Source organism: Variovorax sp. FW305-3-2-15-B-LB1, from assembly GCF_058787635.1.
In genome coordinates this window covers 19,202-44,770 of sequence record NZ_JBYSZY010000030.1, presented here as the reverse complement: position 1 = coordinate 44,770, position 25,569 = coordinate 19,202, and the positions used below count along the sequence as shown (strand labels likewise).

24 protein-coding genes are annotated in these 25,569 nt (G+C 67.7%); 14 read left to right on the top strand and 10 right to left on the bottom strand.

Going from position 1 to position 25,569, the window contains the following annotated elements; translation table 11 throughout:
* Window positions 1-4: 4 nt before the first annotated feature.
* From AC3WQR_RS18930 to gtdA, 3 genes are all read right to left on the bottom strand, one after another.
* A complete protein-coding gene (locus AC3WQR_RS18930; RefSeq protein ID WP_492743140.1) occupies window positions 5-1,219 on the bottom strand; it encodes a 3-hydroxybenzoate 6-monooxygenase in 1,215 nt (404 codons plus the stop codon).
* Between the two features lie 16 nt (window positions 1,220-1,235).
* Window positions 1,236-1,940, bottom strand: a complete 705-nt coding sequence (locus AC3WQR_RS18925; protein ID WP_492743139.1) for a fumarylacetoacetate hydrolase family protein — start codon at window positions 1,938-1,940, stop codon at window positions 1,236-1,238.
* A 70-nt stretch (window positions 1,941-2,010) separates the two neighbouring features.
* Window positions 2,011-3,093 (bottom strand): gentisate 1,2-dioxygenase, encoded by a 1,083-nt coding sequence (gtdA, locus tag AC3WQR_RS18920; protein ID WP_095950736.1) that lies wholly within the window; start codon window positions 3,091-3,093, stop codon window positions 2,011-2,013.
* 131 nt (window positions 3,094-3,224) lie between these two features.
* Between gtdA and AC3WQR_RS18915 the strand changes: the two genes are divergently transcribed.
* From AC3WQR_RS18915 to AC3WQR_RS18895, 5 genes are all read left to right on the top strand, one after another.
* On the top strand, window positions 3,225-4,121 hold the full coding sequence (locus tag AC3WQR_RS18915) for a LysR family transcriptional regulator (protein ID WP_062476092.1): 897 nt from the start codon (window positions 3,225-3,227) through the stop codon (window positions 4,119-4,121).
* A 74-nt stretch (window positions 4,122-4,195) separates the two neighbouring features.
* Entirely contained in the window at window positions 4,196-4,645 is a 450-nt protein-coding gene (locus AC3WQR_RS18910; protein ID WP_062476095.1) for an acyl-CoA thioesterase, read from the top strand.
* 88 nt (window positions 4,646-4,733) lie between these two features.
* Window positions 4,734-5,210 carry a phasin family protein gene (locus AC3WQR_RS18905; protein ID WP_492743138.1) on the top strand — a complete coding sequence of 159 codons (477 nt, stop codon included), beginning with the start codon at window positions 4,734-4,736 and terminating at the stop codon, window positions 5,208-5,210.
* Window positions 5,211-5,336: 126 nt separating this feature from the next.
* On the top strand, window positions 5,337-6,047 hold the full coding sequence (locus tag AC3WQR_RS18900) for a TetR/AcrR family transcriptional regulator (protein WP_062476101.1): 711 nt from the start codon (window positions 5,337-5,339) through the stop codon (window positions 6,045-6,047).
* 7 nt (window positions 6,048-6,054) lie between these two features.
* Window positions 6,055-6,903 (top strand): tetratricopeptide repeat protein, encoded by an 849-nt coding sequence (locus tag AC3WQR_RS18895; protein WP_307589798.1) that lies wholly within the window; start codon window positions 6,055-6,057, stop codon window positions 6,901-6,903.
* Between the two features lie 186 nt (window positions 6,904-7,089).
* Here AC3WQR_RS18895 and AC3WQR_RS18890 read toward each other — a convergent pair whose 3' ends face one another.
* The 3 genes from AC3WQR_RS18890 to AC3WQR_RS18880 are packed head-to-tail and all read right to left on the bottom strand — an operon-like array spanning window position 7,090 to window position 10,484.
* Complete coding sequence (locus AC3WQR_RS18890; RefSeq protein ID WP_492743137.1) at window positions 7,090-7,371, bottom strand: hypothetical protein; 282 nt, start codon at window positions 7,369-7,371, stop codon at window positions 7,090-7,092.
* 9 nt (window positions 7,372-7,380) lie between these two features.
* A complete protein-coding gene (locus tag AC3WQR_RS18885) occupies window positions 7,381-8,502 on the bottom strand; it encodes an RHS repeat domain-containing protein (protein WP_492743136.1) in 1,122 nt (373 codons plus the stop codon).
* 8 nt (window positions 8,503-8,510) lie between these two features.
* Complete coding sequence (locus AC3WQR_RS18880) at window positions 8,511-10,484, bottom strand: type VI secretion system Vgr family protein (protein WP_492743135.1); 1,974 nt, start codon at window positions 10,482-10,484, stop codon at window positions 8,511-8,513.
* Window positions 10,485-10,758: 274 nt separating this feature from the next.
* On the opposite strand from AC3WQR_RS18880, the gene AC3WQR_RS18875 reads away from it, so the two are divergent.
* The gene (locus AC3WQR_RS18875; protein WP_070063442.1) at window positions 10,759-11,016 is read left to right on the top strand and encodes an acyl-CoA-binding protein; all 258 of its coding nucleotides are present in this window, start codon (window positions 10,759-10,761) and stop codon (window positions 11,014-11,016) included.
* 13 nt (window positions 11,017-11,029) lie between these two features.
* On the opposite strand, the gene AC3WQR_RS18870 is transcribed toward AC3WQR_RS18875, so the two are convergent.
* The gene (locus tag AC3WQR_RS18870) at window positions 11,030-12,268 is read right to left on the bottom strand and encodes a CaiB/BaiF CoA transferase family protein (RefSeq protein WP_492743134.1); all 1,239 of its coding nucleotides are present in this window, start codon (window positions 12,266-12,268) and stop codon (window positions 11,030-11,032) included.
* 307 nt (window positions 12,269-12,575) lie between these two features.
* Here AC3WQR_RS18870 and AC3WQR_RS18865 point away from each other — a divergent pair, with 307 nt between their 5' ends.
* The 7 genes from AC3WQR_RS18865 (at window position 12,576) to AC3WQR_RS18835 (ending at window position 20,803) form a co-directional block, all read left to right on the top strand.
* Entirely contained in the window at window positions 12,576-13,469 is an 894-nt protein-coding gene (locus tag AC3WQR_RS18865) for a helix-turn-helix domain-containing protein (protein ID WP_062476111.1), read from the top strand.
* Between the two features lie 120 nt (window positions 13,470-13,589).
* A complete protein-coding gene (locus AC3WQR_RS18860; RefSeq protein WP_062476114.1) occupies window positions 13,590-14,510 on the top strand; it encodes an ABC transporter substrate-binding protein in 921 nt (306 codons plus the stop codon).
* A gap of 48 nt (window positions 14,511-14,558) precedes the next feature.
* Window positions 14,559-16,076: a sugar ABC transporter ATP-binding protein gene (locus tag AC3WQR_RS18855; protein WP_492743154.1), complete on the top strand. Its 1,518-nt coding sequence runs from the start codon at window positions 14,559-14,561 to the stop codon at window positions 16,074-16,076.
* A complete protein-coding gene (locus tag AC3WQR_RS18850; RefSeq protein WP_139704243.1) occupies window positions 16,073-17,053 on the top strand; it encodes an ABC transporter permease in 981 nt (326 codons plus the stop codon). Before AC3WQR_RS18855 ends, AC3WQR_RS18850 begins: the two co-directional genes overlap by 4 nt.
* A gap of 47 nt (window positions 17,054-17,100) precedes the next feature.
* Complete coding sequence (locus tag AC3WQR_RS18845; protein ID WP_390347212.1) at window positions 17,101-18,246, top strand: alcohol dehydrogenase catalytic domain-containing protein; 1,146 nt, start codon at window positions 17,101-17,103, stop codon at window positions 18,244-18,246.
* The gene (locus AC3WQR_RS18840; RefSeq protein ID WP_492743133.1) at window positions 18,243-19,769 is read left to right on the top strand and encodes an FGGY-family carbohydrate kinase; all 1,527 of its coding nucleotides are present in this window, start codon (window positions 18,243-18,245) and stop codon (window positions 19,767-19,769) included. The genes AC3WQR_RS18845 and AC3WQR_RS18840 overlap by 4 nt, the downstream gene beginning before the upstream one ends.
* Before the next feature lie 296 nt (window positions 19,770-20,065).
* Window positions 20,066-20,803, top strand: a complete 738-nt coding sequence (locus AC3WQR_RS18835) for an SDR family oxidoreductase (protein WP_492743132.1) — start codon at window positions 20,066-20,068, stop codon at window positions 20,801-20,803.
* A gap of 21 nt (window positions 20,804-20,824) precedes the next feature.
* Here AC3WQR_RS18835 and AC3WQR_RS18830 read toward each other — a convergent pair whose 3' ends face one another.
* The 3 genes from AC3WQR_RS18830 to AC3WQR_RS18820 are packed head-to-tail and all read right to left on the bottom strand — an operon-like array spanning window position 20,825 to window position 24,331.
* Window positions 20,825-21,139, bottom strand: a complete 315-nt coding sequence (locus AC3WQR_RS18830; RefSeq protein WP_095743253.1) for a polyhydroxyalkanoic acid system family protein — start codon at window positions 21,137-21,139, stop codon at window positions 20,825-20,827.
* Window positions 21,132-22,271 (bottom strand): aminopeptidase, encoded by a 1,140-nt coding sequence (locus tag AC3WQR_RS18825; protein WP_492743131.1) that lies wholly within the window; start codon window positions 22,269-22,271, stop codon window positions 21,132-21,134. Before AC3WQR_RS18825 ends, AC3WQR_RS18830 begins: the two co-directional genes overlap by 8 nt.
* Window positions 22,271-24,331, bottom strand: coding sequence for a molybdopterin-containing oxidoreductase family protein (locus tag AC3WQR_RS18820; RefSeq protein ID WP_492743130.1), 2,061 nt, complete (start codon window positions 24,329-24,331; stop codon window positions 22,271-22,273). Before AC3WQR_RS18820 ends, AC3WQR_RS18825 begins: the two co-directional genes overlap by 1 nt.
* Before the next feature lie 58 nt (window positions 24,332-24,389).
* Here AC3WQR_RS18820 and AC3WQR_RS18815 point away from each other — a divergent pair, with 58 nt between their 5' ends.
* Window positions 24,390-25,523 carry an ABC transporter substrate-binding protein gene (locus tag AC3WQR_RS18815; protein WP_095950737.1) on the top strand — a complete coding sequence of 378 codons (1,134 nt, stop codon included), beginning with the start codon at window positions 24,390-24,392 and terminating at the stop codon, window positions 25,521-25,523.
* The last annotated feature ends 46 nt before the right edge of the window (window positions 25,524-25,569 follow it).

The following is a 25,569-nucleotide window of genomic DNA, read 5'->3' as shown; positions in this document are numbered from 1 at the left end:
CGGATCAGCGCGGCGCGGGCGCCTCGCCCAGGCAGTGCTCGGGCCGCCAGGCATAGAGCCATTCGACCGCATCGTAGAAGCGTTCGGGTGTGCGCCCGGTCCACAGGCTGTTGCGCACCAGGCGCTCCACGCCCTGGGCGTGGTACAGGCGCCCCATCTCGCGCACCGACAGCACGACGCGCGCGCAGCGTGCGATGCGGGCCTGTTCGTAGCGCTGGAAGGCGGCGGTCATGTCGAAGTCGCAGGCCTTCACGGCCTCGCCGAGCGTCACGGCGTCTTCGAGCGCCATGCAGGCGCCCTGCGCGAGGTACTGCATCATGGGATGCGCCGCGTCACCCAGCAGCGTGGCCGGGCCGTCGCTCCAGCGCTCGACGGGGTCGCGGTCGGCGGTGCTCCAGCGGCGCCACGAGGTCGGGCGGTCGAGCAACTGGCGCGGGCGCGCGTGCACGCCTTCGAAGTACGACAGCACTTCGTCCTTGCTGCCGTCGGTGACGCCCCACTCTTCTTCTTCACGGCTGTGGAAGGTGACGACCAGGTTGTATTGCTCGCCGTGGCGCAGCGGGTAATGCACGAGGTGGCAGTTCGGGCCGGCCCAGACCACGGGCGCGTTCCATTGCAGGTCGGCGGGCATGTCGGCCGCGGGCACGACGGCGCGGTAGACCACGTGGCCCGACACGCGCGGTGCGTCGCCGATGAGCTTGGCGCGCACCACCGACTTCACGCCGTCGCAGCCGACGATGGCATCGGCCTGGAAACGGCGGCCGTCGCGCGTGACGGCCGTGACGCCGTGCGCGCCGATGTCGATCACCTCGACCTGCGCCGAAGTGTGGAAGCGGATCAGCGGATGCTGCTTCACGGCCTCATGGATCGCACCGTGCAGGTCGGCGCGGTGGCTCACGGCATACGGGTTGCCGAAGCGCGCGCGGAAGGCCTCGCCGACGGGCACCGAGGCGACTTCACTGCAGTCGACCGCGTCCATCATCACGAGCCGGTCGGTGAACACCGAGTTGCGGCGCACGGCCTCGCCCACGCCCAGCGCGTCGAGCGCGGCGAAGGCGTTGGGGCCGAGCTGCAGGCCGGCGCCGATCTCGCCGATGACGGCGCTCTGTTCGAGCAGGTCGATGGCCACGCCCAGGCGTGCGAGCGCCAGCGCGGCCGCCATGCCGCCGATGCCGCCGCCGACGAGCAGCACGGAAGGAGGATGCTTCGAGAGGGTCATGCGCGGGTCGGGACGCTCAGTCGATGCGGACCGTGAGCGATGGCAGGCGCTCGATGCTGACCTTGATCGTCTGGCCCGGCTTCACCGCGCCCACGCCTTCGGGCGTGCCCGTGAAGATCAGGTCGCCGGGCTGCAGCGCGAACAGCGTCGAGAGGTTGGCGATGACCTCGTTCACCGACCAGATCAGGTGCGTGATGTCGCTGTTCTGGCGCACCTGCCCGTCGACCTCGAGCGTGATGGCGCCGGCGTTGATCTCGCCCACGTCGGCCAGCGTGCGCAGCGGCGCGATGGGGGCCGAGAAGTCGAAGGCCTTGCCGATCTCCCAGGGGCGGCCGGCTTCGCGCATCTTCATCTGCAGGTCGCGGCGCGTCATGTCCAGGCCCACGGCGTAGCTGTGGATGTGGCTGGCGGCCTGGTCGACAGGAATGTCCTTGCCGCCCTTGCCGATGGCGACCACCAGCTCGGCTTCGTAGTGGTAGTTGCTCGTGAGCGAGGGGTACGGCACGGCGCCGGTGGCACCTTCGGCCACGGGCACGACCGAGGCGTCGTCGTTGGGCTTGCAGAAGAAGAACGGCGGTTCGCGGTCGGGGTCGAAGCCCATCTCGCGCGCATGCGCCGCGTAGTTGCGGCCCACGCAGTAGACGCGGCGCACGGGGAACTGCCGGTCGGAGCCGACGATGGGCAAGCCGACGATGGAAGGGGGCGTGAAGACGAAGGACATGGAAGCTCCTGCCGCGTGGGACGGCACATCAGACAAACAAGAAAAAGAAGGAAAGAAGGTCGCCGCGCTTTCAGGCGTCTTCGAGAAAGGCTTCGCGCAGGATGCCCATGGCCTGCTGCACGGGGCGGTCGGAAAAACTGAAGAGCACGGTGTCTTCGTTCGGCGACGACAGGCGCAGCGGCGCCCACGAGGGCACGACGAAGGTGTCGCGCGGGCCGAAGTCGAAGCGCTGGCCGGCGATTTCGGCGGTGCCGTGGCCTTCGACCACGCTGTAGACGGTGCCGTCGGTGGCGCGGTGCGCCTGGCCCGCGAAGCCCTTCGGCAGCAGCTGCAGCTGGGTCGAGATGGTCGGCATCGGCGAGCCGCCCGTCAGCGGGTTGATGTAGCGCAGCTTGTGGCCGAGCCAGGCGTCGGGCGCTTCCTGCTTCTGCAACTGGGCCAGCGCCTCGCGGCTGCGCAGGTAGGGGTAGTTGAAGATCGGCGAGGTGGCCGAGGTGTGGTCGTGCCGCACCGGCACCATGTTGTGGCCGAAGCGCGCCAGGCTGTGGCCTTCGGGGCGCGCCACGTGCTGCACCTTGGCGTCGTCGTTCTCGGCGAAGCCGGCGTCGAAGAAGCGCAGCATGGGAATGTCGAGGCCGTCGAGCCAGACCACCGGCTCGGTCACGCCTTCGATGCCTTCGTTGCCGTGGTCGTGCCAGGCCCACGAGGGCGTGATGATGAAGTCGCCGGGGTGCATCGTCGTGCGCTCGCCGCCCACGGTGGTGTAGGCGCCCTTGCCGTCCACGATGAAGCGCAGCGCCGACTGCACGTGGCGGTGCGACGGTGCCACCTCGCCCGGCATGATGAGCTGCAGGCCGGCGTAGATCGACTGCGTGATCGACGCATTGCCGGGCAGCGCCGGGTTCTCGAGCACCAGCACGCGGCGCACGGCCTCTTCGGCGGTGATGAGGTCGGCCGACTCCATGAGCAGCGGGCGGATCTCGTCGTAGCGCCACAGCGCGGGCACGCACGGGCTCTTGGGTTCGCGCGGCACCAGCACGTGCAGCGACTCCCACAGCGGCGAGAGGTTCAGCGGGCGGATGCGGGCGTAGTAGTCGCGGCGCTCGGCGGCGTTGGCCGGTGCGCTGGCGGCATGGGAAGAAGCGGGGTTCATGGGGTCGGTGTCTCCGTTGGCGGCATTGTTGACCCGCACCACTATTTCCTCAAGACCGCGTGCCAATACACGGAATTCGAAATTTCGATAATGGTGCCTTTCGCCTTCAGGGCTCCGTCCCGCCTCACCCCATGTCCAAGCTCGATCTCGAATGGCTCGCCGTGTTCGACGAGGTCTACAAGACCGGCAACGTCACCAAGGCGGCCGAGCGCCTGGGCATGGCGCAGGCGGCGGCCAGCACGGCGCTGAACAAGCTGCGCGCGCACTTCGACGACCGCCTGTTCACCCGCACCGCGCAAGGCATGCAGCCCACGCCGCACGCCGAGCGCATCTACCCGAACCTGCGCGAAGCGCTGGCGCAGCTGGCGCAGGCACAGGGCAACCGCAGCAGCTTCGAGCCGGCGCGCGCGCAGCGGCGCTTTCGCATCTGCATGACCGACATCAGCGAGGTGGTGCTGCTGCCCGGCCTGCTCGACCACCTGCGCCATGCGGCGCCGGGCGTGCACATCGAGACCGAGATCATCTCCACCCACAGCGGCCGCCGGCTGCAGGACGGCGACGTCGACCTGGCCGTGGGCTTCATGCCGCAGCTGGACGCGGGCTTCTACCAGCAGGTGCTGTTCATGCAGAACTTCGTCTGCCTGGCGGCGCAGAACCACCCGCGCATCGGCGCCAAGCTCACGCGCAAGCGCTTCGAGGAAGAGGCGCACGCGGTGGTGTCCAGCTCGGGCACGGGGCACGCCATCGTCGACACGACCATCGCGCGCCTGGGCCTCAAGCGCAACGTGGTGGTGCGGCTGTCGAGCTTCCTGAGCGTGGCGCGCATCGTGGCCCACACCGAGCTGATCGTGGTGGTGCCGCGCATCCTGGGCAACGTGCTGGCCACGCAGGAGCCGGTGAAGGTGCTGGCGCCGCCCTTCACGCTGCCGGCCTATGCGGTCAAGCAGCACTGGCACGAGCGCTTTCATGCCGACCCGGGCAACGCCTGGCTGCGCCGCACGCTGGCCCAGCTGTTCAGCGGCAGCTGAACGGCGCCAAAGGGCGCCCGCGCGCTCGCATAATCGCGGCTCCCCACCCACAGCCCACAGAAAAAAGGCGCCCCATGTCTTCCATCACCCTCCGATTCCTGGCCGAACCCAGCACCGTCAACTTCGGCGGCAAGGTCCACGGCGGCACGGTCATGAAGTGGATCGACGAGGCCGGCTACGCCTGCGCCACCAGCTGGGCCAAGCGCTACTGCGTCACCGCCTTCATCGGCAGCATCCGCTTTCACCGGCCGATCATGATCGGCGACCTGGTCGAGGTCGAGGCCCGCCTGGCCTACACCGGCAAGACCAGCATGAACATCTCGGTCGAGGTGCGCAGCGGCGACATGAAGGGCGGCGTGATGGAAAAGACCACCGAATGCCTGATCGTGTTCGTCTCCGTCGACTCACACGGCCGGCCGCTGCCGGTGGAAGCCTTCGTGCCCGGCACGCCCGGCGAAATGGCACTGGCCGAGCGCGCCAAGGCGCACCTGGACGCCAGCCGCGCCGCCGGCGGCACGCCCTGATCCGGGGCGCGGGGATAGGCGGCGCGCCCTAACCACGGCGCGCCCGGGCGGCTAGAGTCGTGTGATTGCATCCCAAGGAACACACCGCATGGCCACCTCCCGAGACGACGACAGCAACGACAAGACCGACCGCATCAAGGACTCGGCCCAGCAGATCTGGCTGGCCGGCCTCGGCGCCTTCGCCAAGATGCAGCAGGAAGGCAGCAAGGCCTTCGAGGCGCTGGTCAAGGACGGCGCAGGCATGCAGAAGAAGACCCAGCAGGCCGCCGAGGAAACCCTGGCACAGGCCCAGCAGCGCATGGCCGGCTTCGCCAGCGAGTTCGGCACCAAGGCCGCCGGCCAGTGGGGCAAGCTCGAGAACATCTTCGAAGACCGCGTGGCGCGCGCGCTCGAAAAACTCGGTGTGCCCTCGGCCGCCGACGTGGCTGCGCTGCAGGCGCGCGTCGAGGCGCTCGAAGCCCAGCTCAAGCAGCGCGATACCAAGACCTCGCCCGTGCGCGCCTCGCGCAAGGCCGCGCCGGCCCCCGCTGCCAAGAAGACCCTGCGCCGCACCAAGGCCGGCTGACATCGTTCTGTAATTGCGGCACTGCACAAAAAATCAGCGCCGCAAAACATGTCCTGCACCGTTCATGGTGCAGCGCACATGCGCTAGAGTGCCCCCAAGACCAAGAGAAACCACGGGGGCACCGACATGGCAAAGAAGGCGCCACGCCGCACTGCGCAACGCATCCTCGAAGCCGCATTGGATTTGTTCAACCGCTTCGGGGAACCGAACGTGTCGACCACGCTGGTGGCCGGCGAGCTGAACATCAGCCCCGGCAATCTCTACTACCACTACCCCGCCAAGGAAGAGCTGATCAACAAGCTCTACGAAGGCTACGAAGCCGAGCTCAACGAGCTGCTGCACGCCAGCGAAGGCGTGCACGACGTGGAGGACGCCTGGTTCTTCATGCACAGCCTGTTCGAGCTGATCTGGCGCTACCGCTTCCTGTACCGCGACCTCAACGACCTGCTGAGCAAGAACCGGCACCTGGAGACCCAGTTCCAGCTCGTGCTCAAGAACAAGGCGCGCGCCATCCGCCAGCTGATCGCCGGCCTGAGCCGCGCCGGCCACCTGGACATCGACGCGCACGAGGTCGACACGCTGGCCCAGAGCATGGTCGTCGTGCTGACCTACTGGCTCAGCTACGAGTACGTGCGCAACCCGCGCCAGGCGCTGGAGCCCGCGCACGCGCAGGGCGCGCTGATGCGCGGCGGCCACCACACGCTGCACCTGCTCGCGCCCTACCTCGCACGCGACCAGCGCCGCCACCTGCTGGCGCTGAGCAATGCCTACAACGGCGAAAGCGCCGCCAACAGCAACCCCAGCCCCGTGCCACCGACTGTCGATATGGCGGCCTAGAACATCCATGCCCCACTCCGATTTCAAACCGCTCTCGCTGCTGTCCGCCGGCCCTGCCGCGGCCACGGCCACCGCCGGCACCGAACCCTGGACGCCCCTTCCCTACCCCGACGTGCCCCGCTACGACGCGCGCAGCCTGCTCGCCCACTGGCAGCGCCTGCACGCCGGCCACGCACTGCCGCCGCCCGCGCCCGACGCGCCGCTGGCCGAAGGCTGGGCGCTGTACCACAGCGGCGAGTTCGAACGCGCCGCCGCCCTCGGCCTGCGCCACGGCCCCGACGGCCTGGCGCTCGCCAACCAGGCGACCGCCATCTACGCCAACTACCTGGAGCCGCGCGAGGCCGTGCGGCTCGCCATGTTCCGCCAGGTGATCGAACGCGCCGGCGCGCAGGTCGCGGCCGAACCCGACAACTGCCAGGCGCTGTACTGGCAGGCCTACGCGCTGGGCCGCTATAGCCAGGGCATCAGCGTGGCGCGCGCCCTGGCGCAGGGCCTGGGCACCAAGCTCAAGGGCGCGCTGGAGCACGTGATCGAACTGCAGCCGGAACACGGCGACGCGCACCTCGCGCTGGCAGCCTTCCACGCCGAGGTGATCGACAAGGTCGGCGCGCTGGTCGGGCGCATGACGTACGGCGTGCGCGCCGAAACCTCGATCGAACTGTTCGAGCGCGGGCTGACGCTGCACCCGCAGTCGGCGGCCGGGATGATGGAGTACGCGCGTGCGCTGCTGATGCTGCACGGCGAGTCGCGCCTTGGCGAGGCGAACGGGCTGTACGAGAAGGCGGCGGCGCTGACGCCAGCAGATGCGCGAGAGCGGCTGGATGTGGAGCTGGCGCGGGCGGGCCTGACGGACTGACGCGTTGCCGTCAGGCAGCTCTCGATTCATCGCGTCGAGCAGTCCCCTGAATCTGAAGGTGGCGACTGGCCGGAATTCAGATTCACACCCGCGTGGGCGTAGCTATCGGCCATGCCGACGAGCTCCACATCCACACCACCGGTTGCCTTGCGCCAGAGGCCACACGATTGGACGGCGAGGCAATACTCATTTTGGGAAATGAGTATTGCCTGCGACCAACAAGTCTGCATGTCCAACACTTTTGCACTCATCATGCCAACCAAAACGTGGATCAGTGCAAATCTCATGACGTACCGTTGCCGGCAAATCATAGGCCGATAGATTTAGATCGTTTTTCAACGCAGCAAATACCAACCCTCTTGCTGGCCAGTCGATAATTTCCGGGCCACTCAGAATCTCATTGCCCAATTCCATTTCTTTTTCTATTATATATTGCAAATCATTGCAAATACCAATGCTCTTTTTCATTTATAAATCCTATATCGGCAATGTCTTCCCAATCGTTAATTTTCCTCGATCCGCCGTGGGGATGTAATACTGCATGCCTCCACCACCCCCAAATTTTCCATTGGCTGTAGCACGGCCTTTTGCGACGCAAATATCTTCTGTTACACGATAATTTTGTACCTGAGTGCGCATAGGACCTCTGGAGGAGTCCTTTTCTACTTGGAGGGCTTCGTGGTAGGAGTCTGGATTTGTCCGATGTTTATTCAGCGTTCCAATCGGAACTGCAAACCCAGGCACATTTCCTGGAAAAAGAGAATAAATTACAGCCCCCTTTTTTAAAACTCCATTGGTATACCCATCAACCCCTGTATATGGCGCATTCTTAGGCCCTTGCCAAAGTTGTGCCTCTGCTGCGGGGTTCTTTCCGACGCATGGATCGCATCGCGGGCAACTGGGCGCCGCAGATGTCTTTTTATTCGAAAGTCCGAGTGGATCGATCCACTGCACGGGATTCGGTGCAAATGCATGTGTATTGCTTCCTCCCAGCAATCCAATAGGATCTTTCGACACAAACCGCCCCACCATGGGGTCGTAATACCTGAACCGGTTGTAGTGCAGCCCGGTTTCCTCATCCAAATACTGCCCCTGGAACCGAATCGGGTTCTTCAGCCCCGCCTTCCTGCCCGCCTCACTGATCGTGAACCTCGCCTCACCCCACGCCTTGTAGTTCGCCTCCCACGCGATGTTGCCGCCCTCATCTGTCAGCTCCATCGGCGTGCCGAGGTGGTCACACTGGTAGTAGTGGATGTTCTCCAGCGACTTCGACGGCTCCCCATCGTCACCAATGCCCGGCGCGTAGTCGCCGTTGTAGAGCGGGTCCAGGTCCAGGTCGTAGTTGCCTTCCTGGTTGGTGTACGCGCTCGTCGCCTTGGCGGGTCGCTTCAGGAAGCTCTGCGTGATCGCCCCCGGCGCGCTGGCCTGCAACACCGGTACGAAGCTATCGGGCTCGAAGACGTAGTGCACTGTCCGGTTCCGTGCCGAGTCCGACTCCCAAGCCATCTGATTGCCATCCCACCCGAAGAGCACCGTGCCCAGCTTACGTTCGTGCATCTGGCGCTGGTATTCGGCTGCGTGGTAGTTGCTGCCGTCCATCCCGGAGCTCATGACGATCGGCTCTGCTCCTGCAGCGACTTGGCGACCTCGGCCTGGTCATTGCCCTCCTGGGCTTTGTTCTTCTGCGCTTCTTGCGCGCCGGCATCGTGCAGATCACGGGCTTCGACCAGACGCTGACGGGTCTCGCCACTGTCGAGCAGATGGGCCTTTGCGTTGGGACGTGCTTCGGTCGTGATGAGCAGGCCCTGCGTCGCCCGGATGGCGCCATGGGCGTCAGTGCGCAACTCAAAACCTTCGCCGCGTGCATCCATCCGGCCTGCATTGCTGTCGATGCGCGTGACGTGGCCCAGGCTCAGCGAACTGCTTTGGTGATCGCTCTTGAGCTGCGCCTGGATCTTCTGGTCGGTGTCGTCAAGGACCAAATGGTTGGAGCGCCCGCCTGCGCTGTTGCCGCCCTCCTTGACGAGTTCCCGACTCCTGAACCCCGACAGTGCGGCCTGACCGGGCAACTCCCAGGGCGGCAGGTTCATCTGGTTGTGGACCCGGCCGGTGCAGATGGGCAGGTCGGGGTCGCCGCCGATGAAATCGACGATCACCTCCTGGCCGATGCGCGGCACCTGCACGCCGCCCAGTTGGTTGCCGGCCCATGGCGAACTCACGCGCAGCCAGCAGGTGGAGTGCTGGTTCTTCTGCCCCAGGCGGTCCCACGGAAACTGCACCTTGATGCGGCCCAGGTCGTCGGTCCACAGGTTCTCTCCATCGGGCCCGACCACCACCGCGACCTGCGGGCCCTGCGTGTGCGGCTTGTGCCGCAGCAGCGCCGGACGCAGGGGTTCGGTGATCGGGTGGGCCGTGAAGTCGACCTCGACGCGCCATTGCTGCTTGCGATGGGAGGCCGCTTCGATGCCCTGGCTTTCTTGCGCGACGTTCTCGATGAGGAACTGGCTGTCGAGCACCAGGTGCTGGACGTTGGCGGCTTCGCGCGGATGCTCGAGCAACTGGAACGTCCCGCCGGGAACCATGCCGCGCAGTTGCCCGCTGGCCTTGGCCCGCGCACCGTGGGTGCGCAGGGCCTGCATGCGCAGCAGGGCGATGCGGTTGCCTTCTGCAAGGGGTTCGTTGGTGCCCGTGCCTGCGCGCGGTTGCACGTAGTGGCTGCCAGCCTGGCTGTGGTGCCACTGGTAGACCTCCAGGTCTGCCTGTCCGGTCGGGCGGGGTGCGGCCTGCTCGGTGCTCAGGTCGGCCTTGGGCCGGGTGTAGTCGTAGTCGCGGCTGACGTAGCGGCCGCTGGTGAGCTGGTGGTGCGGAACGAAGCTGCTGATGTATTCGGCATCGACCTTCCAGCCCGGGGGGTGGTATTCCACCTGCTGATAGGCAGCGCTGTCCATGGGCGGGTGCGCGCCCATGTTGTCGGTGAGTACGAGGCGGTGCTTGCCGTCGCTGTGGCGGAAGTGATAAGAAATTCCCCACTCTTGACACAAGCGCTCGAAGAATGCGAAGTCGCTCTCGTTGAACTGCGTCTGGTAGTCCCGAGCCGGGTAGGTCTCGACGAAGTGCTTGTCGACGGGAAAGGAGTAGTCGGCGAACAGTTCGTCCAGGATGTCGACGACGGTCTTGTTCTGATAGATCTTGCAGTCGGTGCTCAGGGTCGCCAGATGCAGCCAGGGACGCAACGTGAGCTTGTATTGAATGTGGCGGCCTTCTTCGCCCCACAGCTGCGCGCCGGCAATGAGCGCATTGATCTGCCGTGTGCCGGCGCCCAGCCCACCTGCATTGCCGCCCACGGCGCCTGCCGCAAACTCTCCTGCGCCATCGAGCTCGATCGAGCAACTGATCTCGCAGCCGATGAGGGCGTCCAGGTCGATGTCTGCCGCCTGGCTGAAACCGAAGTTGAGCGCATCGGGAGTCTTGAGCAGCAGCTCGTATTCGAACAAGGCATTGAGGCCTTCGTGGCCCGACAGGCGCACGGGTTCGAGGGCATCGGGCAGTGCAGGGCTTGTGACCGCAAGGGTGTGAGACACGTGGTGGACCTCTGGCAAAACAGGGATCCAAAAAGTCTGTGGCACACCCGCGCCGCACCGTTGCAAACAATGGTCAATCCGACGTCGACACACCAAGCAACTCAAAGGAGCGCGAAAAATTCACGACGCCGAAGCGAAAGACGCTCGCGAGCAACTGGACGTGGAGCTGGCGCGCGCCGGCCTGACGGACTGAAGGGCTTGGATGCTCGCGATTGGTACCACTTGGTACCAATCCATTTAAGATGCGCGGTTTCCGACCTTCTTCCCGACTGCCATGTCCGACCTCAACGCCCAATTCGAAGCCGCCCAGGCCAACTCCAAGCTGCTGGCCGAGCGCCCCGACAACCCGACGCTGCTGAAGATCTACGCCCTGTTCAAGCAGGCGACCGAAGGCGACAACACCGCCAAGAAGCCCAGCTTCAGCGACATCGTCGCGCGCGCCAAGTGGGACGCGTGGACCGCCCAGAAGGGCGCCACGGCTGACGAGGCGAAGCAGAAGTACATCGACCTGATCGAATCCCTCCGGGCCTGACCCGCCGCGCCGGCTAGCCGACGATCCCGCGTTCCTGCAGCGCGGTGATCTGCTCGGCACTCAGCCCGATCTCCTCCAGCACCGCCTGCGTGTCCGCCCCCAGCGCCGGCGCATTGCGCCGGTGGCCGGCCGGCGTGAGCGACAGCTTGGGCACGAAGCCGGGCACCGCGAGCGCGCTGCCGTCCGGCATCTTCACCTGCTGCAGCATGCCGCGCGCGGCGTAGTGCGGGTCGGCTGCGATGTCGGCGATGGTGTAGATGCGCCCGGCCGGCACGTGCGCCGCATCGAGCGCCGCCAGCACCTCGGTCACCGTGCGCTGCGCGGCCCAGTCGCCGATGGCGGCGTCGAGCATCCCGACCTGCGCCACGCGCCCCGTGTTGCCGGCCAGCGCCGGGTCGGCCGCGAGGTCCGGCCGGCCGATGCAGGCCATGAGCCGCTTGAAGATGCTGTCGCCGTTGCCCGCGACGATGGCGTAGCCGCCGTCCGCGCAGCGGTAGGCGTTGGTGGGCGCAATGCCCGGCAGCGCACTGCCGGCGGCCTCGCGCACCGCGCCGAATTCGGCGTACTCGGGCAGCAGGCTTTCCATGCAGTTGAAGACCGCCTCGTACAGCGCGACGTCGACCACCTGGCCCCGGCCCTTCGGAAATTCGGCGCTCACAGTGGCGTGGCGGTGCTGCATCGCCATCAGCACGCCGATCACGCCGTGCAGCGAGGCCAGCGTGTCGCCGATCGACACGCCCACGCGCACCGGCACGCGGCCCGGTTCGCCCGTGAGGTGGCGCAGCCCGCCCATGGCCTCGGCCACCACGCCGAAGCCGGGGCGGTCGCGGTAGGGGCCGGTCTGGCCGTAGCCGCTGATGCGCAGCATGACGAGCGCGGGGTTGGCGGCCAGCAGCTCGTCGGGCCCCAGGCCCCAGCCTTCCATCGCGCCGGGGCGGAAGTTCTCGACCAGCACGTCGGCCTCGGCCGCGAGCTGGCGCACGATGGCCTGCGCCTCGGGCTGGCGCAGGTCCAGCGCCAGCGAGCGCTTGTTGCGCGACTGCACCTGCCACCAGACGGAAGTGCCGTCCTTCAGCAGCCGCCAGGTGCGCAGCGGGTCGCCCGCGCCGGGCGGCTCGATCTTGACCACGTCGGCGCCGAAGTCGGCCAGCGTGCGCGCCGCGAAGGGGCCGGCGATCAGTTGCCCGAGTTCGACGACCTTGAGGCCGGCCAGCGGACCCGCGGCCGGAGGGGAAAGAGAGCTTTGCGTCATGGCTTGCGAGTGTGCCGTGCCGCCCCGGATGCCGGATCGGGCCGGGAAAACACCTATGAAATCTTGACACGGCGCGAAGCGGCTCTTTTGCACCGCAGCAATTGCACTCCCGCACGCGCCACGCCCCGAGGAGAAAGGGGTTTGCTGCAGCGCAGCGCGTCGCCGTACCCCTCGCCACCGGGCAGGACCGAGACTCAAAAAAGTATCAGTTGCGAGCGCCAACGCTGGTTGTTGGCATCCGGAGCGATTCGTACAGTCCGCCTCACCCCCAACCCGGGGGCCATACACAGAGGAAAGACCGCCGGCCATGCAACCCGATCTGGAAATCGTCGAAGTCCAAGGTGACGAATCGTTCACCGCCTGGGCGCACGGCTATCCGTATCGCACGGTGCGCTGGCACTTCCACCCCGAGTACGAGATCCAGCTGATCGTCGAGACCCAGGGCGTGTACTTCGTGGGCGACCACGTCGGCCATTTCGAGCCGGGCAACCTCGTGTTCATGGGCCCCGACCTGCCGCACAACTGGATCAGCGACGTGCCCGCCGGCCAGAGCGTCGAGCGCCGCGGCATCGTGATCCAGTTCCCCGCCGCACTGGTGCGCAACATGGCGGCCACCTTCCCCGAGTTCCGCCGCATCGAGCCGCTGCTGGCCGAGTCGGCCTCGGGCCTGCTCTTCTCGGCCGCCACCGCCGCCGCGGCCAAGCCGATCATGGAAGCGCTGCTCGAGGCGCGCGGGCTGCGCCGCGTGGTGCTGCTGCTGTCGCTGTTCGAGCTGCTGGTGGCCAGCGACGACCGCCAGCGGCTGGCCAGCCCCGCGTTCACGCCCGACCCCAAGGCCTTCATGTCGCACGCGATCAACAACGTGCTGGCCCACATCGCCGCCAACCTGGGCGACGAGCTGCGCGAGCCGATGCTGGCCGAGCTGGTGGGCCAGAGCCCGAGCGCGTTCTCGCGCTCGTTTCGCAAGCACACGGGCCAGTCGTTCGTGCGCTACGTGAACCGGCTGCGCATCGGCCGGGCCTGCGAACTGCTCGCCAACAGCGACAAGCCCGTGCTCGACGTCTGCATGGACGTGGGCTTCAACAACGTGTCGAACTTCAACCGGCAGTTCCTGCTGCACAAGCGCATGCCGCCGACCAAGTTCCGCCATTTCCATCGCATGCAGCTCGCTGCATCGCGCGCCGCCAACAGCCCGCCGTAGCGCGCCGCCCCGTGTTCCCCGCGTCCTTCCTGGCGCGGCGCCTTGCGCGCCGCGCGGGGCGACCCTTTGCCCGCGTTTTTTTGCAGACCGTCACACAACCAACCTCAAGGAGACAACCCAATGAAGAGCCTTCTCAAAGCCACCGCCCTCGTCGCCGCCCTCGCCTGCGGCACCACCGCCGCACTGGCACAGGCGCCCAAGCAGCCGCTGCGCATCGGCATGACCTTCCAGGAACTGAACAACCCCTACTTCGTGACGATGAAGCAGGCCCTGGAAGAAGCCGCCGCCAGCATCGGCGCCACCGTGGTCACCACCGATGCGCGCCACGACGTGGCCAAGCAGATCGGCGACGTGGAAGACATGATCCAGAAGAAGATCGACATCCTGCTGCTGAACCCGACCGACTCGGCCGGCGTGCAGTCCGCGGTGCGCTCGGCCAAGAAGGCCGGCGTGATCGTGGTGGCGGTCGACGCCAACGCGCAGGGCCCGGTCGATTCGTTCGTGGGCTCCAAGAACCTCGACGCCGGCCGCCTGGCCTGCGAGTACCTCGCGAAGAACATCGGCGAGAAGGGCGACGTGGCCATCCTCGACGGCATCCCGGTCGTGCCGATCCTGGAGCGCGTGAAGGGCTGCCGCGAAGCGCTGGCCAAGTACCCCGGCATCAAGGTCGTGAGCACGCAGAACGGCAAGCAGGAGCGCGCCACCGCGCTCACCGTGACCGAGAACATCCTGCAGGCCAACAAGAACCTCAAGGGCGTGTTCAGCGTGAACGACGGCGGCTCGATGGGCGCCCTCGCCGCCATCGAAGCCAGCGGCAAGGACGTGAAGCTCACCAGCGTGGACGGCGCGCCCGAAGCCATCAAGGCGATGCAGAAGGCGGGCTCGAAGTTCATCGCGACCACCGCGCAGTACCCGCGCGACCAGATCCGCCTGGCCATCGGCATCGCACTGGCGAAGAAGTGGGGCGCCAACGTGCCCGCGGCCGTGCCGGTCGACGTGAAGCTCATCGACGCCGAAGGCGCCAAGACCTTCAGCTGGTAAGCCCCACAGGCACCGCCCGTGACCGTCACGTACGAACCACCCCGGGAGATGCTGCGGCTGGAAGGCGTGTCCAAGCGCTTCCCGGGCGTGAAGGCCCTGTCGAACATCGACCTCTCGGTGCGCCAGGGCGAGGTGCACGCGCTGCTCGGCGAGAACGGCGCGGGCAAGTCGACGCTGATGAAGATCCTCGGCGGCATCCACCAGGCCGACGAGGGCCGCATCGTCATCGACGGCACCGAGTGCCACTTCGCCGGCTACGGCGACGCCATCGCGGCGGGCATCGGCATCATCTTCCAGGAGTTCAGCCTGGTGCCGTACTTGAACGCGGTGGAGAACATCTTCCTGGGCCGCTACCGCACGAACCGCTTCGGCCTCATGGACCAGGCGGCGATGCAGCGCGAGGCCCGCGCGGTGTTCGACGAACTGGGCGTGCAGATCGACCTCGGCGTGCCGATCTGCCAGCTCTCGGTGGCCCAGCAGCAGTTCGTCGAGATCGGCAAGGCGCTGTCGCTGAAGGCACGGCTGCTGGTGCTCGACGAACCCACCGCCACGCTCACGCCCAACGAGGCCGAGCACCTGTTCAAGGTGATGCGCGCGCTGCGTGCCAAGGGCGTGGCGATGATCTTCATCTCGCACCACCTCGATGAAATCTTCGAGGTCTGCGACCGCATCAGCGTGCTGCGCGACGGCGCCAACGCCGGGCACGCCGACGTGGCCGCCACGACCGTCGACGCGCTGGTCGAGATGATGGTGGGCCGGCGCATCGAACAGAGCTTTCCGCCCAAGCCGCAGCCCGCGCCGAACGGCCGCAAGGTGCTCGAGGTGCCCGAGATCCAGCTCGTGAAGGACGGCCCGGTCAACCGCTTCGACCTGCACGCGGGCGAGATCCTCGGCTTCGCGGGGCTGGTGGGCTCGGGGCGTACCGAGCTCGCGCTGGGCATGATGGGCGCCGACCGCGCGCACCGCAAGACGGTGCTGCGCAACGGCCGGCCCGTGCGCCTGGACGACCCGACGCAGGCACTCGCGCACGGCATCGGCCTGCTGCCCGAAAGCCGCAAGGTCGAAGGGCTGATCACCGACTTCACGATCCGCTTCAACATCTCGCTGAACAACCTCGGGCGGCACCGCCGCGCGGGCGTGGTCGACACGGCATCGGAGAAGCGTGCGGCCGACGAACTCTCGCGCCGCGTGGGCGTGAAGGCGCCGGGCATCGACACCCGCGTGGCCACGCTGTCGGGCGGCAACCAGCAGAAGGTGGTGATCGCGCGCTGGCTCGGCCACGATTGCGATGTGCTGATCTTCGACGAGCCCACGCGCGGCATCGACGTGGGCGCCAAGGCCGAGATCTACCAGCTGATGCGCGAACTCACGCGCCAGGGCAAGTCGATCCTGATGATCTCCAGCGAGCTGCCCGAGATCGTCGGCCTGTGCGACCGCGTCGCCGTGTTCTCGGGCGGCGCCATCGTGGCCACGCTCACGGGCGACGCGATCAACGCGGGCGAAATCATGCGCCACGCGACGTCTTCTTCTCCCTCCCTTCCCTCTTCCTCCGGGAGCCCCCCATGACTGCCACCGCCACCCATCCCACGCCGCCGGCACCCGCGGGCGGGTTCTTCACGCAGCTGCGCCGCTCCACGGCCTTCCTGCCGCTGGTCGGACTGGTCGCCATCTCGGTCTTCATGATCGTGGCGACCGACAACTTTCTCTCGGTGAGCAACCTGCAGAACATCGCGCTGCAGTCGTCCATCAACGCGATCATCGCGGTGGGCATGACGGCCGCGATCCTCACGGGCGGCATCGACCTCTCGGTGGGCGCGGTGGTGGCGCTGTCGGGCACGCTGGCCTCGGGGCTGATGGTGCACTTCGGCCTGCCGCCCGTGCTCGCCGTGCCGCTCGGGCTCGGCGTGGGTGCGGTGATCGGCCTGTTCAACGGCTACTGCGTGGCCTACCTGCGCATGCCGCCGATCATCGTGACGCTGGCCACCATGGGCATCGCGCGCGGCATCGCCCTGATCTACACCGGCGGCTACCCGATCGACGGCCTGCCCGAGTCGTTCGCCTTCCTGGGCAGCGGCACGCTCGCGGGCCTGAAGGTGCCGATCCTCATCATGCTGGCGACCTACCTCGTGGCCTACGTGCTGCTCAACATGGCGCCCTTCGGCCGCTACGTGTACGCCATCGGCGGCAACGAGGAAGCCACGCGGCTGTCGGGCGTGCGCGTGTCGCGCTACAAGCTGCTGGTGTATGTGCTCAGCGGCCTCACGGCCGCCATCGCGGGCATCGTGCAGGCCGCGCGCGTCACCAGCGGCCAGCCCGGCGTGGGCGTGGGCTTCGAGCTCGACGCCATCGCGGCGGTGGTGATGGGCGGCACGTCCATCGCGGGCGGCCGTGGCGCCATCGTGGGCACGCTGGTCGGCGCGCTGCTGCTGGCCGTGCTCAACAACGGTCTCAACATGATCGGCGTGTCGCCGTACCTGCAACTGATCATCAAGGGCGGCATCGTCCTCCTCGCGATCTTCATCAGCCGCGAAGCCCGTCGCTGACCTCTTCTCCTCCGCTTCTTCGCACCCCTCCTGATCTCAAGGAATCCATGTCTTATCAAAAGCTCCAACCCGGCGCCACGGGCGCCATCGGCGAACTCGCCGCCATGCAGGCCGTCGTGTGCCACGGCCCGAAGGACTACCGGCTCGAAACCGTCGCGATGCCCACCATCGGCCCGAACGAACTGCTCATTTCCATCGCGGCCTGCGGCATCTGCGCCTCCGACTGCAAGTGCCACTCGGGCGCGAAGATGTTCTGGGGCGGCGACGGCCAGCCCTCGTGGGTCAAGGCGCCGGTCATTCCCGGCCATGAGTTCTTCGGCTATGTCGAGGCGCTGGGCGAAGGCGCGGCGGAGCACTTCGGCGTGGAGAAAGGCGACCGCGTGATCGCCGAGCAGATCGTGCCCTGCGGCAAGTGCCGTTTCTGCACCTCGGGCAAATACTGGATGTGCGAGGTGCACCACATCTTCGGCTTCCAGCGCGTCGTGGCCGATGGCGGCATGGCCGACTACATGCGCCTGCCGCCGACCTCGCGCGTGCACAAGATCCCCGACGGCATCTCACTGGAAGACGCGGCCATCATCGAGCCGCTGGCCTGTGCGATCCACACCGTGAACCGCGGCGAGCTCCAGCTCGACGACGTGGTGGTGATCGCCGGCGCCGGCCCGCTGGGACTGATGATGACGCAGGTGGCAGCACTCAAGACACCGAAGAAGCTCATCGTGATCGACCTCGTTCCCGAGCGCCTGGCACTCGCGAAGCAGTACGGCGCCGACGTGGTCATCAACCCGAAGACCGAGAACGCCGATGCCATCGTCAAGGGCCTCACCGAAGGCTACGGCTGCGACGTGTACATCGAGACCACCGGCGCGCCCATCGGCGTGACGCAGGGCCTGGACATGATCCGCAAGCTCGGCCGCTTCGTGGAGTTCAGCGTGTTCGGCTCGGAGACGAGCGCGGACTGGTCGATCATCGGCGACCGCAAGGAACTCGACGTGCGCGGCGCGCACCTGGGCCCGTATTGCTACCCGGTCGCCATCGACCTGCTGGCGCGCGGCCTCGTCACGTCGAAGGGCATCGTGACGCACGACTTTCCACTGACCGAGTGGGAGCGCGCCTTCGCGCTGGCCAACTCGCTCGACTCGATCAAGGTGCTGCTCAAGCCTGCACCGCAGGCGTCGGGCAGCGCGGCATGACGTACGTGATCGGCGTCGACATCGGCACGCAGAGCACCAAGTGCCTGCTGGTCGGCATCGACGGCAAGGTGCACGCGCAGGCCAGCGTGGCCTACCAGCCCGAGACGCCGAAGCCGCTGTGGGCGCAGCAGGACTGCGAGGTCTGGTTCGACGCCGTGTGCGAGAGCGTGCGCGCTTGCGTGGCGCAAGGCGGCATCGCCGCGACAGACATCGCTGCGATGTGTGTAAGCAGTCTCTACGGCGGCGCGGGCATCCCGGTCGACGAGGCCATGCGCCCGCTGCACCCCTGCCTCATCTGGATGGACCGCCGCGCCACCGCCGAGGTCGACGCGGTGAACGCAACGGTCGACGTGGCGCGGCTGCAGGCCATCACCGGCAACGGCGTCGACAGCTACTACGGCTTCACCAAGATGCTGTGGCTGCGCGAGCACCGGCCCGAGGTGTGGGCGAAGACGCACCTCTTCCTGCCGCCCAACAGCTACATCAACTGGCGGCTGACGGGCCAGCTCGCGGTCGACCACAGCTCGGCCGGCAACATCGGCGGCGTGTACGACGCGGCGCGGCGGCGCTGGTCGACCCAGGCGCTCGACATGCTCGGCATTCCGACGCGCATGATGCCGCCGCGGCTCGTCGAATCGAGCGAGGTGGTGGGCCACCTGAGCGCCGAGTGGGCCACGCAGCTGGGCCTGCGCGAAGGCATGCCGCTGATGGCCGGCGGCGTCGATGCGGCGGTGGCCACCTTCTGTGCGGGCGTCACCGGCAGCGGCGACCATGTCGCGATGATCGGCACCAGCATGTGCTGGGGCTTCGTGAGCCCGACCGTGGACGCGCGCCACCAGCTCATCACCATGCCGCACGTGTACCGCGGCGCGGACCGCAGCTACGTGTTCGGCGGTGCGATCACGGCCGGCGCTGCCGTCACCTGGTTTCGCGAAGCCTTCTGCCAGGCCGAGGTGGCCGAGGCCGCGCGCACCGGCGAAGACGCGCACGCCCTCATCGAACGCCGCGCGGTCGACGTGCCGCCCGGCGCCGACGGCCTGGTCTTCCTTCCCTACCTGATGGGCGAGCGCAGCCCGATCTGGGACGCGCAGGCCAAGGGCGCCTTCCTCGGCCTCTCGCTCGCGCACAGCCGCGCCCACCTGTACCGCGCCGTGCTCGAAGGCGTGAGCTTCGCGCTGCAGCACAACATCGAAGCCGGCCGGCGCAGCGGCCAGCCGCTGGACGACCGCCTCATCGTGGTCGGCGGCGCCGCGCATTCCGACCTGTGGATGCAGATCGTGGCCGACGTCACGGGCTACCGCGTGTTCACGATCGAGGAAGAGGTCGAGGCGGCCCTCGGCGCGGCGATGCTCGCGGCGCTCGGTGCCGGGCTGGTCGATGCGGCCACCGCGGAGCGCGGCTGGGTCACGCTGGTGGAACGCGCGCGGCCCGAGCCTGCGGCGCAGGCGGTCTACCGGGAGCGCTTCGAGATCTACACCTCGCTGTACCCGGCGTTGCGTGATGCGATGCATCGGTTGGGATGACGCACGCACTGTCCAGGGCGACGCTCCCGCCGACGCGGTACCTTGCTCCGCGGATGTCCCCCGGGGCTTCGCCCCTCCTCCTTGATTTCGCTGCGCAAGGCACCGCATCGACGTGAGCGTGGGCAGTGCGGTCGTTGATCGGCTGCACACCAGCGCCGCTTCCCGTGCGCAGGACACTGGGTGCTTCCCGCAGCGAAATCAAGGAGGAGGCCGCAGGCCGGGGGACATTCGCGGAGGGAAGTACCCGGTGGCCTGGGCACACGCCCTGAACCACAACCTTTGATGAGCAGAACACCATGACACCCACCTACGACTTCTCAGGCAAGCGCGCCCTCGTGACAGGCGCCAGCAGCGGCATCGGCCGCGCAGTCGCAGCGCAGCTCGCCCTCTCAGGCGCACAGGTCACCGCCGTGGGCCGCAACGCCGACGCGCTGGAGGCATTGCAAGCCGAGTCCGGTTGCCAGCCCTTGGCCCTGGACGTGGCCGACGTCACCGCATTGGAAAAAGCGCTCGCCCCTTTACCCGCCTTCGACCTCGTCGTGAACTGCGCCGGCACCACACGCATCGAGCGCGCCATCGACCTGCAGGCCGGGAGCTTCGACGCCGTGATGGCCGTCAACGCACGCGCCGCGGCGCTCGTGGCCGCGCGCTGCGGCCGGGCCATGATCGCGGCCGGCGTGCGCGGCAGCATCGTCAACGTGTCGAGCCAGGCCTCATTGGTCGCGCTCGACGCCCACCTTTGCTACAGCGCCTCCAAGGCGGCGATGGACGCCGTCACGCGCGCGCTGTGTCTCGAGTTCGGGCCGCACGGCATCCGCGTGAACAGCGTGAATCCGACCGTCACGCTCACGCCCATGGCCGAGCAGGCGTGGTCCGACCCGACCAAGAGCGCGGCGGCGCTCAAGAACATTCCGTTGGGACGTTTCGCGCAGGTCGAGGAAGTGGTCGCGCCGATCCTGTTCCTGCTGTCCGACGGCGCGGCGATGGTCAGCGGCGTGGCGCTGCCGGTCGATGGCGGCTACACCATCGCCTGAAGAAAAAGAAAATTCCCCGCCTCAGGCGAAGCGGGTGCCGCCCTGCGGTTCGGCGAGCAGCGCATCGAGGTTGCGCGAAATCTTCTGCTCGATCTGGTCGCTGAAGCTGCTGAACAGGAAACCCAGCGTCGCCTCGAGCCGGAACGTGTCGGCCGTGACCTCCACCGTGCCGTCGATGCCCGCACGGCTGAACTGGGCCCGGTCGCAGTCGGTGCCCTCGGTGTAGGTGCATTCGAGACCGTAGTCCTGCTCGACCTGATGCACCCATTGGCGCGCGACTTCGCGGGCGCCGGCAATGCCCAGCGTGTGGTTGCGTTCGATTTGGATGTCAGGCACCGTCGTCTCCGTTGTCGTTGTGTGTGCGGCCTTGGCGCGCGTGGGTGTGCAGGATACCCGTGGCGGCCTGCAGGGCGCTGCGGCGCTCTTCCGTCGTGGGCAGCGCGGCAATGCGCCGCACCGCAGTGTAAAAGCGCGGCCAGTCGCGGCCCTCGCGTTCGAACAGGGCTTCGAAGCCCGGCACCAGGTCATCGTAGGCGCCCTGCGCACCGAAGGCCGCGTTGTTGGCGCGCGCCACCCAGCCGTCGTAGGCGTTCTGGCGCGGACCGGTCCACGCAGCCTTCAGCGCGGTGTAGCGCTCGCGGAAGTCGGCCATGGCGGCCTGCTTCTGTGCTTCGACCTTCGTCCAGTCTTTGGCCTTGGCTTCGGGCGACTCGTACACCTGCGTGAGCGTGCGGCGCGTATTGAGCGCGAGCGCACGGAAGTCCTGCCGCTGTGCATTGAACTGCGCGTACTCGGCGCGCGCCGCCTCACCGGCCTCGCGCTGCAGCCACATCGCGCCGCCGATGCGCTCGACGGCCGTGGCGTACGACTCGTTGAACACGGTGTCGCCCGGCACATAGAGCACCTGGTGCGCCAGCTCGTGAAACACGAGGCGCGCCAGCTCGCCCTCGGGGTAGCCGATGAAGGTGGACAGCAGCGGATCGCCGCCGGCCCAGTTCATCCAGCCCAGCGTGGAGTAGGCCGGCACGGGGTACACGGCCACTTCGAGGCCATTCGTCTTTTGCGCCTCGGCCTCGGTTTTCGCGGCGGCTTCGTCGTAGTAGCCGCGGTAGCCCACGCAGCCCGCGACCGGGAAGCACCAACTCTTGAGCGTGAGCGAGTACGGCGGCGCGGCCACCACGTTCCACACGGCGGCGGGGCGATGCAGGTCGGCATACGAGGTGTAGCTCGCGTTGTCGGGCAGGCCGAGTTCGCTCGATGCGAAACGGCGGATGCGCTGGGCAAGCTCGAGCTTGGCCTTGAGCGGCGCGCCTACGGCCGGGTCGGCCAGCCATTCGGGCACGGGCTTGGCCGCGCGCAGGATGTCGAGGTGGCCGTTGGCCGACTGCCAGTAGTAGCCGAGGTCGGCGCAGCCCGTCAGGAAAAGCGCGCCGGCCAATGCCAGCGCGGGCGCGCGCAGCCGTCGCATCACGCCTTTTCGACCTGCACCAGGCAGTCGTAGAAGGTCGGGCCGCGGCCGATGTCGGTCAGGCGCTGGCTGGTCAGCTCGTTGACGTTGGTGCCGTCCATGCCCAGCTTGCGCCACCAGATGCCCATGCCGTGCACCACGCCCTGGCGCGCGCGGCGCGACACCTCGGCGCGGCAGCGGTGCTCGCCGCGCTGGTTGAACACGCGCACCGTGGCGCCGTCCTCGATGCCGCGCGCGGCGGCGTCGTCGGCGTGGATCTCGAGCAGCGGCTCGACCTCGATGGCGCGCAGGCTGGTCACGTTGACGAAAGTCGAATTGAGGAAGTTGCGCGCCGGCGGCGAGATCATGGCCAGCGGGAATTCGGTCGAACTGCCGGCCGGCTCCCAGTTGGGCACGTGGTCGGGCAGGCCGTCCATGCCCATGGCCTGCAGGCGCTCGCTGAAGAACTCGCAGCGGCCCGAGGGCGTGGGGAACCTGCCTTCGGCGAACGGCGCCTCGGCCAGCTTCAGGCTGGTGAAGCCTTGGGCGCGCAGCTGCTCGAAATCGATCGCCTTCTCGGCGAAGGCGGTGCGGCACAGCGACTCGTCGCTCTCCGAAAAGCAGGGCTCGTCGAAGCCCAGGCGGCGCGCCAGTTCGCGGAACACCCAGGCGTTGCTGCGGGCCTCGCCGCGCGGCGCGACGGCCGGGCGGTTCAGCAGCACGTCGGTGTGGCCGTAGCTGCAGTGGATGTCCCAGTGCTCGAGCTGCGTGGTGGCGGGCAGCAGGTAATCGGCGTAGTCGGCGGTGTCGGTGCGGAACTGCTCGAGCACCACGGTGAACAGATCTTCGCGCGCAAAGCCCGCCACCACCTTGGCCGACTCGGGCGCCACCGCCACCGGGTTGCTGTTGTAGACCACGACGGCCTTCACAGGCTTCGCGGTGTCGAGCAGCGCGTCGCCGATGGTGCTCATGTTGATGGTGCGCGGCTTGCGCCCGGCCAGCAGGTCGGGGCGCTGCAGTGCGGCGCGGTCGACCGGGTAGTGGCCCGAGCTGCTGAGCAGCAGGCCGCCCGCGCGGTCGCGCCAGGCGCCGACCAGCGCCGGCAGGCAGGCGATGGCACGCGCCGCGTTGCCGCCGCCGCGCACGCGCTGCATGCCGTAGTTCAGACGGATCGCGGCCGGCTTGGTCGTGCCGTAGGCCTGGGCCAGCGCGACGATCTGTGCCTCGGGAATGCCGCAGACCTCGGCCGCGCGTGACGGCGGCCATTGCAGCGCGCGCTCGCGCAGCTGCTCCCAGCCCAGCGTGTGGTTGGCGATGTAGTCGTGGTCGAGCCAGTCGTGCACGATGAGTTCGTGCATGAGCGCCAGCGCCAGCGCGGCGTCGGTGCCGGGCAAGAGCGCGATGTGCTCGTCGCACTTGTCGGCGGTTTCGGTCTTGCGCGGGTCGATGCACACCAGCCGCGCGCCGGCGCGCTTGGCGGCCTGGGCGTGGCGCCAGAAGTGCAGGTTGCTGGCGATGGAGTTGCTGCCCCAGATGAGGATGAGCTTGGCCTCGGCGAAGAACTCGATGCGCATGCCGACCTTGGCGCCCAGCGTGTAGACCATGGCTTCGCCGCCCGCCATCGAGCAGATGGTGCGGTCCAGCAGCGAGGCGCCCAGCTTGTGGAAGAAGCGCCGGTCCATCGATTCGCCCTGCACCAGGCCCATGGTGCCCGCATAGCTGTAGGGGAGAATTGCTTCCGGTTCCGACTGCAATCCCCGAAGATGCGCGGCGATATCGTCCAATGCAGCCTCCCACGAGACGGGCTCGAAGCGGCCGCTGCCCTTGGGACCGACGCGTTTCAGGGGCTGCACGAGCCGCTCGGCATGGTCATTGCGTTCGATGTACCGGGACACCTTGGTGCACAGCACGCCGCCGGTGTGCGAGTGGGCGGGGTTGCCTTGCAGCTTCACCGCCACGCCGTCCTTGACGGTGGTGACGAGCGCACAGGTGTCGGGGCAATCGTGCGGGCAGGCGCCCAGCACCGTGGAGGGTGCGGAGGCGTCGGGCGTGTCGAGGAGGGAATCCGTTGCGTGGGCCATCGGACAAGTCTAATTTGAGTATCAACACACAGGGCAGAGGGAGGATTTCACCATGACGATGCAATTGAATCGCAGGCATTTTTCGATCGCCACGGCGGCCGCCGCCACGCTGGGCGGCTTCGGCATCGCCCGGGCGCAGGGCGACACGCCGCTGGTGCTGGGCCAGTCGGCGCCGTTCACGGGGCCGGCCGCGCAGCTGGGCATCCAGTTCCACCAGGGCGCCAAGCTGTTCCTGGACCAGTACAACGCCCAGCCGGGCCAGCGCGACGTGGTCATCAAGAACCTGGACGACGGCTACGAGCCCGACCGCTGCGCGGCCAACACGCAGAAGCTGATCGGCGAGGACGTGTTCGCGCTGTTCGGCTACATCGGCACGCCGACCAGCCTGGCCGCGCTGCCGCTGGCGGTGAAGGACAAGGTGCCGTTCATCGCGCCGTTCACGGGCGCGATGTCTCTGCGCGAGCCTTTTCACCGCAACGTATTCCATCTGCGCGCTTCGTACAACGACGAGACGGCATTGATGGTGAAACAGCTTACCCACCTGGGCATGAAGAAGATCGCGGTCTTCTACCAGAACGACGCCTACGGCAAGGCCGGCCTCGACGGCGTGACGCTGGCGCTGGCCCAGCAGGAGCTCAAGCCGGTGGCGCTGGCCACGGTGGAGCGCAACTCGGCCGACGTGGCCGCCGCCGTGAAGACGATCATGGCGAGCCAGCCGGCGGCGGTGGTGCAGGTCGGTGCCTACAAGGCCTGCGCGGCGTTCATCCGCGAGATGCGCAAGGCGGGCTACGGCGGTGTGTTCTTCAACCTCTCGTTCGTGGGCACGCAGGCGCTGGCGGACGAGCTGGGCAAGGAAGCCGCGGGCGTGATGGTCACGCAGGTGGTGCCCTCGCCCTACAACCAGGCCAACGCGCTGGCCCGCGAGTTCACCGAAGCGGTGCGCAAGGCGGGCGGCGGCGCGAGCGCCAATTTCTCGAGCATGGAAGGCTACCTGGCCGCCAAGGTGCTGACCGAGGGCCTTCGCCGCGCGCCGGGCGGCAAGGGCACGCGCGACGGACTGATCGCGGGGCTGGAAAGCATCGAGCGGCAGCAGTTCGGCGGCTTCGAGGTGTCGTTCTCTTCGAAGAGCCATGTGGCTTCGAAGTTTGTCGAGTTGTCGATGCTGACGGGGGATGGGCGGGTGCGGACCTAGTTTGTCCGGGGGGCGTGCCCAGGCCACCGGGTACTTCCCTCCGCGA

What these genes read in the sequence shown, in the direction of transcription:
- AC3WQR_RS18930 (WP_492743140.1), bottom strand. Translation starts at nt 1,219, where the DNA reads ATGACCCTCTCGAAGCATCCTCCTTCCGTGCTGCTCGTCGGCGGCGGC.
- AC3WQR_RS18925 (WP_492743139.1), bottom strand. Translation starts at nt 1,940, where the DNA reads ATGTCCTTCGTCTTCACGCCCCCTTCCATCGTCGGCTTGCCCATCGTC.
- gtdA (WP_095950736.1), bottom strand. Translation starts at nt 3,093, where the DNA reads ATGAACCCCGCTTCTTCCCATGCCGCCAGCGCACCGGCCAACGCCGCC.
- AC3WQR_RS18915 (WP_062476092.1), top strand. Translation starts at nt 3,225, where the DNA reads ATGTCCAAGCTCGATCTCGAATGGCTCGCCGTGTTCGACGAGGTCTAC.
- AC3WQR_RS18910 (WP_062476095.1), top strand. Translation starts at nt 4,196, where the DNA reads ATGTCTTCCATCACCCTCCGATTCCTGGCCGAACCCAGCACCGTCAAC.
- AC3WQR_RS18905 (WP_492743138.1), top strand. Translation starts at nt 4,734, where the DNA reads ATGGCCACCTCCCGAGACGACGACAGCAACGACAAGACCGACCGCATC.
- AC3WQR_RS18900 (WP_062476101.1), top strand. Translation starts at nt 5,337, where the DNA reads ATGGCAAAGAAGGCGCCACGCCGCACTGCGCAACGCATCCTCGAAGCC.
- AC3WQR_RS18895 (WP_307589798.1), top strand. Translation starts at nt 6,055, where the DNA reads ATGCCCCACTCCGATTTCAAACCGCTCTCGCTGCTGTCCGCCGGCCCT.
- AC3WQR_RS18890 (WP_492743137.1), bottom strand. Translation starts at nt 7,371, where the DNA reads ATGAAAAAGAGCATTGGTATTTGCAATGATTTGCAATATATAATAGAA.
- AC3WQR_RS18885 (WP_492743136.1), bottom strand. Translation starts at nt 8,502, where the DNA reads ATGGACGGCAGCAACTACCACGCAGCCGAATACCAGCGCCAGATGCAC.
- AC3WQR_RS18875 (WP_070063442.1), top strand. Translation starts at nt 10,759, where the DNA reads ATGTCCGACCTCAACGCCCAATTCGAAGCCGCCCAGGCCAACTCCAAG.
- AC3WQR_RS18870 (WP_492743134.1), bottom strand. Translation starts at nt 12,268, where the DNA reads ATGACGCAAAGCTCTCTTTCCCCTCCGGCCGCGGGTCCGCTGGCCGGC.
- AC3WQR_RS18865 (WP_062476111.1), top strand. Translation starts at nt 12,576, where the DNA reads ATGCAACCCGATCTGGAAATCGTCGAAGTCCAAGGTGACGAATCGTTC.
- AC3WQR_RS18860 (WP_062476114.1), top strand. Translation starts at nt 13,590, where the DNA reads ATGAAGAGCCTTCTCAAAGCCACCGCCCTCGTCGCCGCCCTCGCCTGC.
- AC3WQR_RS18855 (WP_492743154.1), top strand. Translation starts at nt 14,559, where the DNA reads ATGCTGCGGCTGGAAGGCGTGTCCAAGCGCTTCCCGGGCGTGAAGGCC.
- AC3WQR_RS18850 (WP_139704243.1), top strand. Translation starts at nt 16,073, where the DNA reads ATGACTGCCACCGCCACCCATCCCACGCCGCCGGCACCCGCGGGCGGG.
- AC3WQR_RS18845 (WP_390347212.1), top strand. Translation starts at nt 17,101, where the DNA reads ATGTCTTATCAAAAGCTCCAACCCGGCGCCACGGGCGCCATCGGCGAA.
- AC3WQR_RS18840 (WP_492743133.1), top strand. Translation starts at nt 18,243, where the DNA reads ATGACGTACGTGATCGGCGTCGACATCGGCACGCAGAGCACCAAGTGC.
- AC3WQR_RS18835 (WP_492743132.1), top strand. Translation starts at nt 20,066, where the DNA reads ATGACACCCACCTACGACTTCTCAGGCAAGCGCGCCCTCGTGACAGGC.
- AC3WQR_RS18825 (WP_492743131.1), bottom strand. Translation starts at nt 22,271, where the DNA reads ATGCGACGGCTGCGCGCGCCCGCGCTGGCATTGGCCGGCGCGCTTTTC.
- AC3WQR_RS18820 (WP_492743130.1), bottom strand. Translation starts at nt 24,331, where the DNA reads ATGGCCCACGCAACGGATTCCCTCCTCGACACGCCCGACGCCTCCGCA.
- AC3WQR_RS18815 (WP_095950737.1), top strand. Translation starts at nt 24,390, where the DNA reads ATGCAATTGAATCGCAGGCATTTTTCGATCGCCACGGCGGCCGCCGCC.